General features: G+C 66.5%; 17 protein-coding genes. 13 read left to right on the forward strand and 4 right to left on the reverse strand.

What is annotated here, in order from left to right; translation table 11 throughout:
- Nucleotides 1-41: 41 nt before the first annotated feature.
- The 7 genes from MJ601_RS05535 to MJ601_RS05565 all read left to right on the forward strand — a co-directional run bounded on the left by MJ601_RS05535 (nt 42) and on the right by MJ601_RS05565 (nt 6738).
- Nucleotides 42-818, forward strand: coding sequence for an SDR family NAD(P)-dependent oxidoreductase (locus tag MJ601_RS05535; RefSeq protein WP_242124140.1), 777 nt, complete (start codon nt 42-44; stop codon nt 816-818).
- Between the two features lie 18 nt (nt 819-836).
- Entirely contained in the window at nt 837-1979 is a 1143-nt protein-coding gene (locus MJ601_RS05540) for an acyl-CoA dehydrogenase family protein (RefSeq protein ID WP_242124142.1), read from the forward strand.
- Nucleotides 1976-2740: an SDR family NAD(P)-dependent oxidoreductase gene (locus tag MJ601_RS05545; protein ID WP_242124144.1), complete on the forward strand. Its 765-nt coding sequence runs from the start codon at nt 1976-1978 to the stop codon at nt 2738-2740. Before MJ601_RS05540 ends, MJ601_RS05545 begins: the two co-directional genes overlap by 4 nt.
- 40 nt (nt 2741-2780) lie before the next feature.
- The gene (locus MJ601_RS05550; RefSeq protein ID WP_242124146.1) at nt 2781-3692 is read left to right on the forward strand and encodes an NAD(P)H-binding protein; all 912 of its coding nucleotides are present in this window, start codon (nt 2781-2783) and stop codon (nt 3690-3692) included.
- A 65-nt stretch (nt 3693-3757) separates the two neighbouring features.
- On the forward strand, nt 3758-4714 hold the full coding sequence (locus MJ601_RS05555; RefSeq protein ID WP_242124147.1) for an NAD(P)-dependent oxidoreductase: 957 nt from the start codon (nt 3758-3760) through the stop codon (nt 4712-4714).
- 28 nt (nt 4715-4742) lie between these two features.
- Complete coding sequence (locus MJ601_RS05560; protein ID WP_242124149.1) at nt 4743-5864, forward strand: Gfo/Idh/MocA family protein; 1122 nt, start codon at nt 4743-4745, stop codon at nt 5862-5864.
- Nucleotides 5857-6738, forward strand: coding sequence for an alpha/beta fold hydrolase (locus tag MJ601_RS05565; RefSeq protein WP_242124151.1), 882 nt, complete (start codon nt 5857-5859; stop codon nt 6736-6738). The genes MJ601_RS05560 and MJ601_RS05565 overlap by 8 nt, the downstream gene beginning before the upstream one ends.
- A gap of 49 nt (nt 6739-6787) precedes the next feature.
- Here the strand turns inward: MJ601_RS05565 and MJ601_RS05570 are convergent, their stop codons facing one another.
- Nucleotides 6788-7618: a coniferyl-alcohol dehydrogenase gene (locus MJ601_RS05570; protein ID WP_242124153.1), complete on the reverse strand. Its 831-nt coding sequence runs from the start codon at nt 7616-7618 to the stop codon at nt 6788-6790.
- A 186-nt stretch (nt 7619-7804) separates the two neighbouring features.
- Between MJ601_RS05570 and MJ601_RS05575 the strand changes: the two genes are divergently transcribed.
- Nucleotides 7805-8551, forward strand: a complete 747-nt coding sequence (locus MJ601_RS05575; RefSeq protein WP_242124155.1) for an SDR family oxidoreductase — start codon at nt 7805-7807, stop codon at nt 8549-8551.
- A gap of 40 nt (nt 8552-8591) precedes the next feature.
- On the opposite strand, the gene MJ601_RS05580 is transcribed toward MJ601_RS05575, so the two are convergent.
- Nucleotides 8592-9377 carry an SDR family oxidoreductase gene (locus MJ601_RS05580; RefSeq protein ID WP_242124157.1) on the reverse strand — a complete coding sequence of 262 codons (786 nt, stop codon included), beginning with the start codon at nt 9375-9377 and terminating at the stop codon, nt 8592-8594.
- Nucleotides 9378-9517: 140 nt separating this feature from the next.
- Here MJ601_RS05580 and MJ601_RS05585 point away from each other — a divergent pair, with 140 nt between their 5' ends.
- Genes MJ601_RS05585 through MJ601_RS05605 form a run of 5 tightly spaced genes read left to right on the forward strand, consistent with a single transcriptional unit; the run spans nt 9518 to nt 12598 of the window.
- Nucleotides 9518-9808 carry a putative quinol monooxygenase gene (locus MJ601_RS05585; RefSeq protein ID WP_242124159.1) on the forward strand — a complete coding sequence of 97 codons (291 nt, stop codon included), beginning with the start codon at nt 9518-9520 and terminating at the stop codon, nt 9806-9808.
- 20 nt (nt 9809-9828) lie between these two features.
- Nucleotides 9829-10449 (forward strand): cysteine hydrolase family protein, encoded by a 621-nt coding sequence (locus tag MJ601_RS05590; protein WP_242124162.1) that lies wholly within the window; start codon nt 9829-9831, stop codon nt 10447-10449.
- Between the two features lie 17 nt (nt 10450-10466).
- Nucleotides 10467-11345 (forward strand): SDR family NAD(P)-dependent oxidoreductase, encoded by an 879-nt coding sequence (locus MJ601_RS05595; RefSeq protein ID WP_242124164.1) that lies wholly within the window; start codon nt 10467-10469, stop codon nt 11343-11345.
- Complete coding sequence (locus tag MJ601_RS05600) at nt 11346-11825, forward strand: nuclear transport factor 2 family protein (RefSeq protein ID WP_242124166.1); 480 nt, start codon at nt 11346-11348, stop codon at nt 11823-11825. It begins immediately after the preceding gene.
- The gene (locus tag MJ601_RS05605; RefSeq protein ID WP_242124168.1) at nt 11822-12598 is read left to right on the forward strand and encodes an SDR family NAD(P)-dependent oxidoreductase; all 777 of its coding nucleotides are present in this window, start codon (nt 11822-11824) and stop codon (nt 12596-12598) included. Before MJ601_RS05600 ends, MJ601_RS05605 begins: the two co-directional genes overlap by 4 nt.
- 61 nt (nt 12599-12659) lie before the next feature.
- Here MJ601_RS05605 and MJ601_RS05610 read toward each other — a convergent pair whose 3' ends face one another.
- Nucleotides 12660-13799, reverse strand: a complete 1140-nt coding sequence (locus MJ601_RS05610) for an SMP-30/gluconolactonase/LRE family protein (protein ID WP_242124171.1) — start codon at nt 13797-13799, stop codon at nt 12660-12662.
- A 190-nt stretch (nt 13800-13989) separates the two neighbouring features.
- Nucleotides 13990-15033, reverse strand: a complete 1044-nt coding sequence (locus MJ601_RS05615) for an AraC family transcriptional regulator (protein ID WP_242124173.1) — start codon at nt 15031-15033, stop codon at nt 13990-13992.
- Nucleotides 15034-15069 lie beyond the last annotated feature (36 nt).

Below are 15069 nucleotides of genomic sequence, written 5' to 3' on the forward strand. Positions count from 1 at the left end.
TGGACGGAAGCGTCCATCCTTATGAACCAGAGAGGTTGAACATGGGTAAGCTGGACGGAAGGGTGGCGATCGTCACCGGCGGCGGGCGCGGCATCGGCAAGGCGACGGCGCTGTTGTTCGCCGCCGAAGGCGCGAAACTGGTGATCGCCACGCGCACGGCGGCGCCGGGGCAGGAGGTCGTGGACGCAATCGTGGCGAAGGGCGGGGAGGCGATGCTGGTCACGCTCGACATGGGCGACCGCGCTGCCGTCCGCAGCCTTGTCGAACAGAGTGCCGCCCGGTTCGGCCGGATCGACATCGTGCTGCACAATGCCGCCTATCTGGAACCCGCGCTGCTCGCCGACATGCCCGACGAGGTGCTCGACCAGATGTTCGACGTGGGCGTGAAGGCCTGCTTCTGGCTGACGAAGGATGCGCTGCCCTGGCTCAAGCAAAGCCCGGCGGGCCGCATCCTCGTCACCTCCTCGGTCGCGGGCAACCAGAATTCCATTCCCTCGCGGGTCGCTTACGGATCGGCCAAGATGGCGGTGACGGGCTTCGTGCGCGGCGCCGGGCTGGAACTGGCGCGGCTCGGCATCACCGTCAACGCCGTCGAACCGGGCCTGACGCGCACCCATGCCCTGGAAAGCAATGCCAGCGAGGAGATGATCGAGATGATGGCCGCCAATATTCCGATCGGCCGTCCCGGCAAACCGGAGGAGATGGCGGCCGCCTTCCTCTATTTCGCCTCGGACGAGGCGGCCTATACGACCGGCCAGTCGCTGACCGTTTCGGGCGGTTCCACGCTCGGCAACGTCCATGGCCTGCCCATCGACTGACGGCGCCGGAGAAAAAGCATGATCCGCAACCATTATGAGCCCGAGCACGAGCAGTTCCGCGACGCCTTCCGCCGTTTCCTGGAGCAGGAGGTGGTGCCCCACAGCGCGCGCTTCCGCGAACAGGGAATGATCGATCGGGAGGTCTATCGCAAGGCGGGGGAGGCCGGCTTCCTCCTCTATTGGGCGGACGAGACCTATGGCGGTTCGGGCCTTCAGGACTTCCGCTACGACCAGCTCATGTATGAGGAAGTCACCCACGCGCTCGAAACCAGCATGTGGATGGGCGCGCTCAACCGCAATTCGCCGCCCTATATCGCCAAGTTCGGCACGGAGGAGCAGAAGCGCCACTACCTGCCCAAACTGACGTCCGGCGAGATGATCTGCGGCATCGCCATGACGGAGCCGGATGCGGGATCGGACATCGCCGGTTTCAAGACGCGGGCGGACCGGCGCGCCGACGGGACATGGGTGCTCAATGGGCAGAAAACCTATATCAGCTTCGGCCTGACCGCCGAACTCTTCGTCGTCGCGGCGAAGACCGATCCCGACAATCCCCGCGCACTCGGCCTGTTCCTGGTGGAACGGAGCATGCCGGGTTTCCGCAACGGCCGGAAGCTGGAGAAGCTCGGCTATCATTCGCAGGACACCGCCGAACTCTTCTTCGACAATATCGAGCTGTCGCCGCTGCACGTGATCGGCGATCCGCTGCGCGGCTTCGACTATATGCGGCTGGGACTGGCGGAGGAGCGGCTGGGATCGGCGGCGCAATCGCTGCCCTTCGCGGTGGAGGCGATCCGCCTCGCGGTCGAATTCACCACCGGCCGCAAGGCGTTCGGCAAGCGCATCGCCGATTTCCAGAACACCAAGTTCAAGCTCGCCGAATTGCAGACCGAAGTCTATGCGACGCAGGCCTTTCTCGACCATTGCGTCCGCCTGTTCAACGCGGGCCAGCTCGACCCCGAAACGGCCGCCGCCTGCAAGCTCAAGGCGACGGAGGTGCAGGCGCGGGCGGTCGACGAATGCCTGCAATTGCATGGGTCAGCCGGTTATATGCAGGAATATCCGATCTGCCAGCTTTATGCCGACAGCCGCATCGCCCGCATCTTCGCGGGAACATCGGAAGTCATGAAGATCGTGCTGGCCAAGAAGCTGGTCGGATGAGCGGCGACCGCCCCTTCGCGGGCCGGGTGGGCTTCGTCACGGGCGCGGCCAAGGGCTTTGGCGCCGCCTTCGCGCGGGATATCTGCGCGGGCGGCGGGGCGGCCGCCATTGCCGACATCGACCATGACGGCGCGCAGGCGCTGGCCGACGAACTCACCGCGCAGGGCCACCGAGCGATCGCGCTCGCCTGCGACGTGACGGACGAAGCGGCGGTCGCCGGGGCGGTGGCGCAGGCCGCCGACCGGCTGGGCGGCATCGATATCCTCATCAACAATGCGGGGCTGCATTCGGCCGCCTACAACAAGGGCTTTCGCGAACTGGGCAGCGTGGAGACGCGGCGGCTGTTCGACGTCAACCTGTTCGGCATCCTCCACTGCACGCTGGCCGCGCGGCCGGTGATGGCGGCGCGGGGCGGCGGCTGCATCGTCAACATCTCTTCGATCGCAAGCTATGGCAGCGTGACCGCCTATGGCGTGTCGAAGCTGGCGGTGCGCGGCCTTACCATCTCGCTCGCGCATGAGCTTGCGGCGGACGGGATTCGCGTCAATGCGATCGCGCCGGGTCTGATCGCGACCGACACGATCCGCGCCGAACTGCCGCAGGCCTTGTTCGACGATTTCTCGCAGCGGCTGCAACTGATCCACCGCACCGGCGAGGTTTCCGATATCGTGGCGGCGATGCGCTATCTCTGCTCCGACGCGGCCAGTTTCGTGACGGGCGAGACGCTACGCATATCGGGCGGCTATCCGCTGGCGATCTGATCGCGGCGGCACAGGAAATTCTGGGAAAAGGAAAAGTGACATGACGATATTCGTGATTGGCGGGACTGGCCTCATCGGCGGCCATGCGGCGCGCGCGCTGGTGGCGGCCGGGGAAAAGGTGGTGGCGCTCGCCCGTTCGGATGTGTCGGAAGCGACGCTGCGGGCGCAGGGCATGGACGTCATTCGCGGCGAGGCGGCGGATCATGACGCGCTGGCGAAGGGCATCGCGGCGGCCGACACGGTGATCTTCGCGCCGTCCATGGGAACGGCCGAAACTCCCGTCGTGGACTGGATGATCGACCATATGGCGGACAGCGGAAAGAGCCTGATCTTCTGCTCCGGCACCGGCGTGCTGGGTGAGCGCACGGCGGGCGCATGGAGCGAAAACACCTTCGCCGAATGGGACGAATTCGTGCCCTCGCGCGCGCTCGATGAACGCGTCCAGCTCGAAAAGCGCGTCCGTGCGGCCTCGCAGCGCGGCCTCAAGCGCGGCATCGTCGTCCGCCCGCCGATGGTCTGGTCGCACGACCATCCGCATTCGCTGTTCGTGGGCGTGCTGGAATCCGTGCGGAAGACCGGGACGGCTTGCCATATCGGCCAGGGCCTCAACATGTATACGCATGTCCATGCCGAGGATCTGGGCCGCGTCTTCCGCGACGTCGTGCTCAAGGGGCAGGACGGCGCCGTCTATCATGCGGTGGCGGGCGAAATCCCCAATCGCTGGATCGCCGAGACGGTGGCCCGCTACACCGGCAAGCCGACCCGCAGCATCAGCATGGACGAGGGCATCGAATTGTGGGGCAAATTCTCCGCGCTGATCGTCTTCGGCTGCTCCAGCCGTTCGCGCAGCCCGCGCACGCGGCAGGAATTCGGCTGGGTGCCCGAACATACCGACATGCTGGCGGCGGGCGAAGCCTGGCTGAAGCAGGAACTGGCGGCTCGGCCCGTCTGACCGGGAAGTGCGGAAGCGGCGGGCGGCAGCGCCCGGCCGCGCCGTCGGGCGAAGGAGAGGCCGATATGGGAATAGCAGCGAATGGCAAGCCGCGCGTCCTGGTGACGAGCGAGGAACTCGTCCGTCTGGTGCGTCTGCCGGAGGACAAATATGATATCAGCGTGCTGAACGTCCAACCGGACCGCGACGCCTGGCTGCGCGAACATGGCGTGGGTATCCGGGCCATCGTCTCCAGCGGGATGGAACGGCTCGACGCGGCGCGGCTTGCCATGCTGCCCGATCTTGAACTGATCGCCGTGGTCGCGGCCGGCATGGCCGGGATCGACCTGGCGGCTGCCAGCGCGCGCGGCATTGCCGTCACCAATGCGGGAGACCTCAATTCGGGCGACGTCGCGGATTTCGCCGTGACGCTGATGCTGGCGCATGTGCGCGATCTGAAGGCGGCCGACGCCTATGTGCGCGACGGCCAATGGCCGCATCGCCGCATGCCGCTCGGCCGCTCCGTCGCCAGCGAGCGGGTGGGGATCGTCGGTCTCGGCCATATCGGCCGCGCCGCTGCTGAACGACTGGCGCCCTTCGGCTGCGCGATCCGCTGGTGGGGGCCGCGGTCCAAGCCCGACGCGCCGTGGGAACGAATGGAATCGCTCGACGCGCTCGCCGGATGGGCGTCCACGCTGCTGGTCGCCGTGGCGGGCAGCAACGAAACGCGCGGGCTGGTGACGGCGAAGACGATCGAGGCGCTGGGGCCGGACGGGCTGATCGTCAATGTGGCGCGCGGCTTCGTGATCGATGAGCCGGCGTTGAAGGCGGCGTTGAAGGAGGGCCGGCTGCGCGGCGCCGCGCTTGACGTGGTCGCCAGGGAACCCGACGACGGCAGCGGCTGGGCGGACGTGCCCAATCTGCTGCTGGCGCCGCACATCGCCGGCTCGACGCGCGAGGCGTTCGACGCGGTGATGGCGAGCGCGGGCGAGAATGTCGCGCGGCTGATGGCGGGAGAACCCTTGCTGCGCCGCGTCGTCTGAACCCCGATACAGGAAGAAGGAGAGAGATGTGCCCAGGCCTTTGCGCGTAGGTGTCATCAGCGCCAATTGGGGCATGCACGCCCATCTGCCCGCCTGGCATGCCATGGAGGGGGTGGAGGTCCGCGCGGTCTGCACCTCGCGGCAGGAAACGGCGGAAGCGGCGAAGGCGCGGTTCGGGCTGGAAAAGGCCTATTGGAACCATGCCGACATGGCGGCTGACCCGGAACTCGACATCATCGATGTCGGCACCCGGCCGGACCTGCGCCGCGACATGGTGCTTTCCGCGCTGCGCAACGGCAAGCATGTCTTCGCCGCCGCCAATTTCGCCGCCGATCTCGCCGCTGCCCGCGAAATGCGCGACGCGGCACGCGCGGCAGGCAGGGTGCTGGTCCTCGACAGTACGCTGGCACAGGCGCCCGCCCATCGTCGCGCCCGGCAATTGCTGGATGAGGGCTTCCTCGGCACGCCGCACAGCGTTACGACACGCTTCATGATTTCGCTGTTCAACGGACCGCAGCCCATCGGCGACGGCTGGCGCTGGTTCGGCAAGCGCAGCCACGGCGCATCGGCGATTCGCAATCTGGGCACGCACAGCCTGCATCTTCTGGTCTCGCTGCTGGGCGACATCGAATCCGTCACGGCCGAAGCCAAGATCGCCGTGCCGACATGGTCCTTCCCCAATGGCGACCGGATCGAGACCGAGGTGGAGGATACCGCCCATCTGCTGCTGCGCTTCCGCAACGGCGTGATCGGCACCGTCGCGCTCGGCTGGGCGTCACCGGGGCTGTCGGGCTGGCGGATGGAACTGGGCGGCGACAAGGGCACGATCATGACCAGCGGGGAGGGAATGTGGTTTCCCTCTGGCCCCGATGTCGAGCTCTGGACCGGCCGCGACGCGCAGCCGCTGGCGAAGGAGCCGCTGTCCCGCGCGCTCCTCCATCCGCCGGGCTTGAGCTTCCCGCCCGACGGCCAGTTTCCGCCGCAGACCTATGATATCGCAGGCGTGATGCAGGGCTTCGTCGGCCAGATCAGGGGGCAGGGCCACGCCCAGCCCGATGCCGGGCGTGCCTATCATGTGGAGGCGGTCCTGGAGGCTGCCCGGATCTCTGCGGCGGAAGGACGCCGGGTGGATGTCGCATCCCTTGACTGAGCCCACGCCCCCCACCGCGGCCGCGCCGCTTTCCCAATGGCTCGCCAGCGCCTGGGCCGTCGAGGCGGAGACGCACAGGGTCGAGGTCGAAGGCGCCGGGGTGAACTATCGCCGCTGGCGTCCGGCGAGCCATGCCCCGCGTCCGGGGCTTGTGTTCGTCCATGGCTTCATGGCCCATTCCCACTGGTGGGACCATATCGCGCCCCATTTCCTGCAAGGCCATGACATCATCGCGCCCGACTTCACCGGCATGGGCGACAGCGATCGCCGCACCGCCTATTCGCGGCGGCAATATGCGCGGGAAACGATCGCGGCCATTCGCCATGCGGGCCTGCGGGACGTGACGATTGTCGCGCACAGCTTCGGCTCGGTTTCCTCGCTCCATGCAGCCTTGCAGGCCCCCGATCTGATCCGCCGCGTCATCGTGATCGACGCTTTTGTGTTCCGTCCCGACCGGCAGGATTTCGACGGCAGCGTTCCGACCGAACGGCGTTATCCTACGCAAGAGGCGGCCTTGGCGCGCTACCGTCTCACGCCGCCGGGGCTTTGGCCGGTGCCCGAGATCATCGACTATCTGTCACGCCATTCCCTGCGGCAGGATGGCGAGGCGTGGACATGGAAATTCGACCCCCTGATCCACGCCGGGGTCGACGAGACCGGGGTGCGCGCCGAACTGCGCGGCTTTTCCTGTCCCACGGACTTCATCTACGGGGAAAATAGCGAGATTGCGGGCGCCGAGGAGGCTGCCTCGTTCCGGGCGAACCTTCCGGGCAGCGGCGTGCCGGTGGTCGTCCCGCTCAGTCACCATCATGTCATGATCGAACAGCCCGCGGCCCTGGTGGCGGCGCTGCAGGGACTGCTGTCCCGGCCGTGAAGACGGACAGGGCATGGTCCGGCCTTCCGGACCATGCCCCGGCCTGCCGTCAGGCGTTGGCGGCAGCCGCCTGCGCCAGCAGTTCCTGCACGTTGAGCTCGCCCGTGACCACGCCGCCGAAGAAGCCATGGTCGACCGGCAGGGCGACGCCGCTGATGAAGGACGCCGCGTCGCTGTTCAGATAGACCAGCGGATTGCCCTGCTCGGCCGGATCGCAGAAGCGGCCGGTCGGCGCGGTGAAGGCGTTGAGCACGCCGTCGCCAGCGACCTGCTGGAAATCCTTGTACATCGGCGTCTTGACCGGGCTGGGCATGGTGACGTTGAACCGGATGCCTTCCTTCGCATATTTGACGGCCTGGATCTGCGTCCAGGCGTTCAGGAGCTGCTTGGAGAAGCCATAGCCGTCGCCCACCGCTTCCTGATGCGATTCGAACCAGGCGATCAGCTCCTTCTCGCCGTCGATGGCGATCGCTTCCTTGAGCAGCGGCACATTCTGCAGCCAGCCCATGCCCGCCAGCGAGGAGATGGAGGCGACCGCGCCCGGACGCTTCATCTTCGGCAGCCACTGTTCGGTCCAGTGACGGATGCCCATGAAATTGACGCGCATCACGTCCAGCGCCGGGAAGGTCTGCGGCAGGCCCGCGCAGTTGAACAGCGCGTCGATCTCGCCGCCGATGCCGGCGACCGCCTTGTCGATGCTGCTCCAGTCCTTCAAGTCTACCTGAGTAAACGAGGCCAGGTTGACCGGCGATTCGCGGATGTCGGCGCCATGCACTTCGGCGCCCAGCTTCACCAGTTCGCGCGCGCAGGCCTCACCCATGCCCGAAAAACAGCCGACAATCGCGACCCGCTTGCCTTCATAGGACCAAATATTCGTCATCCTCATCCTCCATTGGGCGGAACATGCCTCTCCACAGCCAGCAAACCGGCGTAACGTCAAGGGCCAATATGTTCCGCATATCGCTACAGACGCACCAATAAGTACCATTGCGGTAGACGCCACTTGGAGTACATCGTTAAATATGTCAGATCAAATGGCAAAGCTGGAGAGGAGCAGGATTTGAGGTTGCAGGGCAGAAAAGCGATCGTGACCGGAGCGTCGCGGGGCATGGGGCGGCATCTGGCACAGGCGCTGGTGCGCGAAGGCGCGCGGGTCGCGCTGCTGGCCCGTCCGTCGGCGGCTCTCGATTCGACGGCGCGGGAGATCGGGGCGCAGGCGCTGCCGGTCGGTTGCGACATCGCCGATCCGCACTCGGTCCGCAACGCCTTCGCCGCCGTGGAGGAGGCTTTCGGCGGCCTCGACATCCTTATCAACAATGCGGGCATGTCGATCGTCGGCCATACCGAAAGCTACAGCGACACCGATATCGAGCAGCAGATCGCCGTCAATTTCACCGGCCCCGTCTATACCTGCCGCTCCGCCATTCCCCTGCTGCGGCAATCGGCGGAACCGCATATCGTCAACATCTCTTCCGAAAGCGTGAAGGTGCCCTATGCCTCGCTCAGCCTCTACGCGGCGAGCAAGGCGGCGCTGGAAAATTACAGCGCGGCGCTGCGCAAGGAACTGCGCGACGACAGGATTCGCGTCACCGTGCTGCGGTCGGGCTTCGTCGGCGGCAGCGAGATGAGCCGCAACTGGGACGAGGCGGAGCAGGCGGCCTTCTACGAAGCGGCGATGAGCTGGGGAAATTTCAAGGAAACCGGCGTCACGCCCGCCGCGCCCGAGGATATGGCGACGGCGCTGGTCGAATTGCTGACGCTGCCGCGCGAGCTGAACGTCGACCTGATCGAGCTGCGTCCGCTCGCCCCCTGAAACGATGCCTGCCGGGCCGTCGCGCGGCCCGGCATGGCTTTTACGGCCTGAGGATCCAGCCGCCATCGACATGCAGGACCTGACCCGTCATCCACGACCCGGCGTCCGACGCCAGCAGGATCAGCGCGCCGACCAGTTCATCGGGCTGGCCCTCGACGCGCATGACGACGTTCAGGTCCATCTTCTGCCGGAACGGACCGTCCTTGGGCGTCAGCCCCTTGCCCGCGTCGCTCATCGTATTGCCGGGCGCGATGGCATTGACCGTGATGTTCGCGCGGCCCAGTTCGCTCGCCAGCGTGGTGGTGAGGCCCGCCAGCGCGATCTTGCTGATGCCGTAGACCGTCTGCGGCGGATAGGCGCCGCCCGACAGCGCGTTGACGATCCGCCCGCCGCCTCGCTGCGTCATCGACGGCAGCACCGCCTGGCTGCAATTCAGCGCGCCGGTGACGTTCACCGCCATGATGCGGTTCCAGGCGTCGAGCGTGATCTGGCTGGCCGGTTCGAAATTCAGCTCCGCCATCATCGCCGCATTGTTGACCAATATGTCGACGCCGCCGAACGCGTCGACGGCGGCCTGCACCATGGCATCGACCGACGCGCGGTCGGCGATGTCGACCTGCGCCGCGATCGCCCGCGCGCCGGTCGCGGCGATCTCGTCGGCGACGCGCTGCGCGCCCTCGCCATTGAGGTCGGCGACCAGCACCGCCGCGCCCGCATTGGCAAGCCCGAACGCATAGGCGCGCCCGATCGAATTGCCGCGCCCGCCCGCGCCGGTGACGATCGCGACCTTTCCGGTCAGGCTGAATTTGTCGAGTGTGAAGGCCATCGGCAATCTCTCCTTGCGCTTATCGGTAAACGTCCGTTTACATACTCCGGGTCGCACCGGATTTCCAGCGCGAAAGATGTGCGCGGGGAAGAGTGGGCCTGCACGGCCATGCATCCAGATCAGAGAGAGAGGACATTATCATGATCGCGATCATCGCATCCTTCACGGTTGCCGAGGGCAAGGAAGAGGCCTTCGAAGCGGAATTCGCCGAACTCACGGCAAAGGTGCGCGCCAACGAGCCGGGCAACAGCCTCTATCAGCTCACCCGTTCGAAAAAGGACCGGCAGACCTACCGCATGATGGAACTCTATGCCGACAAGGATGCGGTGAAGGCGCATGGCACGACCGACTATTTCGCCGCGTCCTTCGACCGGATCAAGGCGCTGCTGACCGCCGAGCCGGTGATCGAACTGCTGGACAGCGTCGGCTGAAAACGGAGAGGCCGACCGGCATGGGCGTCAAGGGCCTGGATCAGGGGCAGCGCGCCGCGCTGCTCATCATGGAATGTCAGGAAGGCATCGCCAATTCGGCGGTGCGATCTTCCCCGCTGGCGGACATGGTGGCGAAGCGGGGCATCATCCCGCAGATCGCCGCGCTGGCCGACTGGTTCCGCGAACAGGGACTGCCCGTGGTCCATTGCCATGTCGCCATGCCCGCCAGGGACAGCGGCATTGCCTGGCCGATCAACTGCCTGCTTGCCGCCTATGTGTGGAAGGCGGGGGAATTCTGGGACGGATCGGCGCTGGTGCAATCGCATCGCGACCTGCCGGTGAAGCCGGGCGACATCAGCATGGTGCGCTATTCGGGCGTGTCGCCCTTCACCGCGACCCAGCTCGACGGCGTGCTGCGCAATCTGGGCGTAGAGACCGTGGTGCTGGCTGGCGTATCGACCAATGTCGGGCTGCCCGGCGCCGCGACGGAGGCGGTGGGCCTGGGCTATTTCGCCGTGCTGGCGGAGGATTGCTCGGCGGGCGCGACGGCCGAAGTCCATGAAATGCAGATCACCGCCAACCTGCCGATGATCGCGACCATATCCAGCGCCGCGGCGATCCGTGCCGCGATCGCGGGCTGAAACAAGGAGAAGAGATGATGACGGACCGTATCCGCCTGCAAGGGCAAACGGCGATCGTGACGGGCGGCGGCGGCGGCATCGGCCGGGGCTGCGCCATCCGCCTGGCGGAAGCCGGGGCCAATGTGGTGATCGCGGACAATGTCCCCGAACGCTGCGAGGAAGTCGCCGCCCGCGTCCGCGAAGCAGGCGTGCAGGCGCTGCCCTATCCCGTCGACATGATGGACGGGGACGCGACCCATGCGATGATCGCGGCCGCCGACAAGGCGTTCGGCCGGGTCGACATATTGGTGAACAATGTCGGCGGCGTGTCGGGCAAGCCTTTCCTGGAGCAGAGCGAGCGGAGCTGGCAGCGGCATATCGAACTCAACCTGATGACCATGCTCCGCTGCACGCACGACGTGGCGAAGATCATGGTCCGGGAGGGGCGTGGCGGCTCCATCGTCAATGTCGCCTCGATCGAGGCGACGCGCGCCGCGCCGATGTTCGCCGTCTATGCCGCGTGCAAGGCGGGCATGGTCAGCTTCACCCGCACCATGGCGGTGGAACTCGCCGAACATCGCATCCGCGTCAATGTGATCGCGCCCGACCACACCGTCTCGCCGGGCACGAAGGGCAATCGCGGCGGGCCGGTGGATCGTTCCACCTGGAAGGTCAATTCGCCGGAGGAACAGGCGGCCTGGCAACAGCTCATCCCGCTCGGCTATGAGGGCGACGAACTGCAATGCGGCGACGCCATCGTCTTCCTCTCCTCGCCCATGGCTGAATATATCACCGGCGTGCTGCTGCCGGTCGATGGCGGCACCTGGGCGTCGAGCGGCTGGATGCGCGGCGCCGAGGGCGGCTGGACGCTCAACCAGGGGCTTCGCTTCAGCGCCGCTCCGCCGAAGGAGGGCTGAGTGGACCTCGCCGAACTGTCCGACCGGGAGGCGATCCGCCAGTTGCTGGCGGCGTATAATATCAACGGCGACCGGGGACGGGTGGACCTGCTGGCGGACACTTTCGCGGAGGATGGCGTCATCGAGTTCAGCGGTGAACGCACGCAGGGGCGCGCGGCGATCGCCGCCCGTCTTGGTGGCGGCAGCCGGGGCGGGGAGGGCGGCAAGAGCAGCCGCCTCACCGTCACGCGCCATCATCTGGCGACCTCGCTGGTGGAGATTGACGGCGACAGTGCCGACGCGCGCACCTATTTCATGGTCCATACCGATATCGGGCCGGATCATCATGGCGTCTATGTCGATCGCCTGATCCGCACGCCGCAAGGCTGGCGTTTCGCCCACCGGCAGGTGCGGATCGACTGGCAGGCGGAGGGGTCGCTGTTCGGGCCTCTCCATGTCCGGGGACAGCGGCCCGGCTCGGAGAGGGATGGAAGAAAATGAGCGATCATGAGGGACGGCGCTACGCGATCGTGGGCGGTACGTCGGGCATGGGTTTCGCGGCCGCGCGCTGCCTGGCGGAGGAAGGCGCGCGGGTCGTCCTGATCGGGCGCGACCGGGATCGCGCCGCCGCCGTGGCGCGGACGCTGGGTCCGCTGGCCGCGGGCGACGGCGTGGCCGAGGGCGGCGCGGGCGCGGCCGTCGATCGGGCGGCGCGGACGATGGGCGGCCTGGACGGGCTGGCCGTCACGGCGGGACCGATCAACAGCCATGGCACGGTCGCGGACCTCACCGACGATCAATGGGCGGAAAGCTTCGACACTCAGTTGATGACCGTGGTCCGCAGCCTGCGCGCGGCCATTCCGCTGCTTCAGGCTAATGGCGGGGGCAGCATCGTCACCACCGCCGCCTATTCCATGCGCGCCCAGAAGAACTGGCTGCCCCATTATACCGCGATGAAATCCGCCATCGCCAGCGTCACCAAGAATGTCGCCAAGAGCTTCGGCGCGGACGGCATCCGCGCCAATTGCATTGCGCCCGGCGCCGTCGCCAGCGAGGCGCTGGACTGCACGAAAGCGGAAGCGGCAGAGCTTTATGGCCTTCCGCCGGGCGAGGCGCTTAACCGTTATATGAAGGAACGCTGGGGCATGAATGTCGCGCTGGGCCGGGTCGGGGAGCCGCCAGAAGTGGGCGAGCTCATCGCCTTCCTGCTGTCCGGACGCGCCGCCTATATGACGGGCGCGCTCATCAATATCGACGGCGGCACCGACTTCTGACGGGCAGGCGAAAGGGCGGAGGTCGCGAGACCTCCGCCCTTTTTTGCGTCCGTCCCGTGTCTCAGGGCTGGACGCGGTAGATATGGTAGGGCCGGTGCGCCACCAGCACCGACTGTTCCGGCGGACCCGATGTCGGGGTGATATAGGCCGGAATGGCGCTGTCGGTGAAGTAGATCGCGCCGTCAGGCCCGGTGACGATCCCGTCCGCCCAGATGGCGTCGGTGCGCGCCAGCGTCTTCGCCTTGCGGGTCGCGGGGTCGAAGGACACCACGCCGCCATGTTCGACGTCGGTCAGGATCACCTTGCCGCTCGCATCGACGGTGATGCCGTCGCTCAAGGGCTTCTTGCCGAGATCCTCGATCTGCTTGTTCGCCTGCTGGGCGGTCAGGCGGGTGTCGAGCACCGTGCCGAGCGGCACGCGGCACAGGCGCGAACTGGTCATGGGCGCCAGATAGACCCATTTTTGGTCCGGGCTGATCTCGATCCCGTCAAGCCCGACGGAGAAGTTGACAAGGCCCCAGAGCAGGCGGTGCGGCCGGCCGAAGCGGGTCTGGATCACCCAGTCCTCCGGCTGGAGGCAGCTATGCCCGTCCAGCGCATCGCGGAAGCTGTGATCCTTCACCGAATAGACGACCAGCTTGGCGTTGGTGAAGCTGAAGATGCCGGGATTGGCGATGATCACATGCTGGCCGTCGGCGGTGACGCGCAGATCCTGCCCGAACTGGGCCGCGCCCTTGGGGAATTCGAAATATTCGACGCGCTGCTTCGTCGTCAGGTCATAGGCGGAAATGCGCGTATGCTCGAAATCGAAGCTCGCCGGTTCGATGAACCAGATGCGGTTCTGCTTGTCGATGGTCATGCCGAACGTGCCCTGGAACTGCTTTTGCGCGGCCAGGGAGGGGAAGGGCTGGATTTTGCCGTCGGCCCATTCGAACACGGTCGCGGGCGTGAAGCGGGCGGGCCGCGCCAGCGGGTGATAGTTGAAATAGATATGGCCGTTGGGCGCGATCGCCATGTTGCCCGGCGGATAGTCGAGCGTGATCAGCTTTTCGGTCTTGGCCGACCCGGTGCCCTCGTCGCCGAAACCGGGATAGACTTTGCCCCGGCCATATTCGAATTTGACGAAGCCCAGCAGCGCTACGATCAGCAGCGCCAGCGCCGGCAGGATGCGAAACAGCAGGAAACGGAAAAATTTACCCATATGGACTGCTCCTGGCCTCTTCCGGCCATTGCGAGTGAAACGACGTCACGTCATGCGTCCGGCAGAAGGGCCACTTCTTCGAATCCTCCCCCCTCGCGCCTTGCCGCCGCGCTGGCCGCGCGGTCTTTTTCTTGCGGCCGAAGCCGATCGTGGGGCAGCCGGGACGCGAAGCATGTCCGCGCCCGGCCGCTCAGTGGGTTATGCCCGCGCCCAGCCGCTCGCGGCCCCGGATGCCGTTCATCTCCCGCCACTGTCCGGGCGTGATGCCCTCCCAGTAACGGAAGGCGCGGTAGAAGGAGCTGCTGTCCTGATAGCCCAGCAGATAGGCGATCTCGTCGATTTCGGCGGACGCATCGCCCAGAAGCTGCCGCCCCAGTTCCTGCCGCGCCTCCAGCAGCAATTGCCGGAACGTCGTCCCTTCCTCGATCACGCGGCGTTGCAGGGTCCGTTCGCTCATGCCCAGCTCGCGGGCGATGTCCGACAGTTCCGGCCGGCCGCTCGCCATGCGCCGCTTGAGCACGATCTTGATCTGCTCGCCGACCTGATTGTGCCGCTGCAATTCGCCCAGTGCAGAGGACAGCGCGGGGGTCAGCATCTCCAGCAGTTCGGGATTGTGGCCGGGGAAGGGCCTGTCCAGATCGGCCTGGCTCAGGACCAGCATGTTGCGCGGCGCGCCATAACGGATCGGACAGTCGAAATAGCGCTGCAACTGGTCGCTGTCAGGCTCCGGCTGCGCCAGTTCCACCCGGCGCGGCAGCAGATGCTGGCCGGTCGCCCGTCGCCCCAGTTCCAGCAGGGACGCGAAGGTCACATGCGCGATCACGGCGGGCGGCGGCTCGTTGGCGTAGAGCCATTCGGTCGTGATCGCCACTTCCCCATTTTCCTCGCTGAAATGGAGATGTTCGGGCGAACAGAGCCGCTTGAACCGGGCCGTGCGCATCAGCCCGTCGCGATAGTCGCGCGCATGGAAGGCGGCCAATATATGCGGCGGATGCAGCGCCGTGTCGGTGTTCAGGACCATCCTGATGCCGATCGCCGGATCGCCGGACAGATCCTCCACCGCCCTCCACAGGGTGAAGAGCCGCCGCGTGGTCATGACCGCTTCATCGTCGAAATGCAGCGTCGCGGGCAGCCTGGCCTGCCGCAGCAGGGCGGCAGGGGGCAGGCCCATGCTATCGACAGCGCGCCAGAAGGCTGGCGGCAATTTGCATCGATCGGACGGAATATGACTCATCGTCAACCCCCCAGGCCGCACCGGCGCGGCATTTGC

Source organism: Sphingobium trunci, assembly GCF_022664535.1.
Taxonomy (GTDB): domain Bacteria; phylum Pseudomonadota; class Alphaproteobacteria; order Sphingomonadales; family Sphingomonadaceae; genus Sphingobium.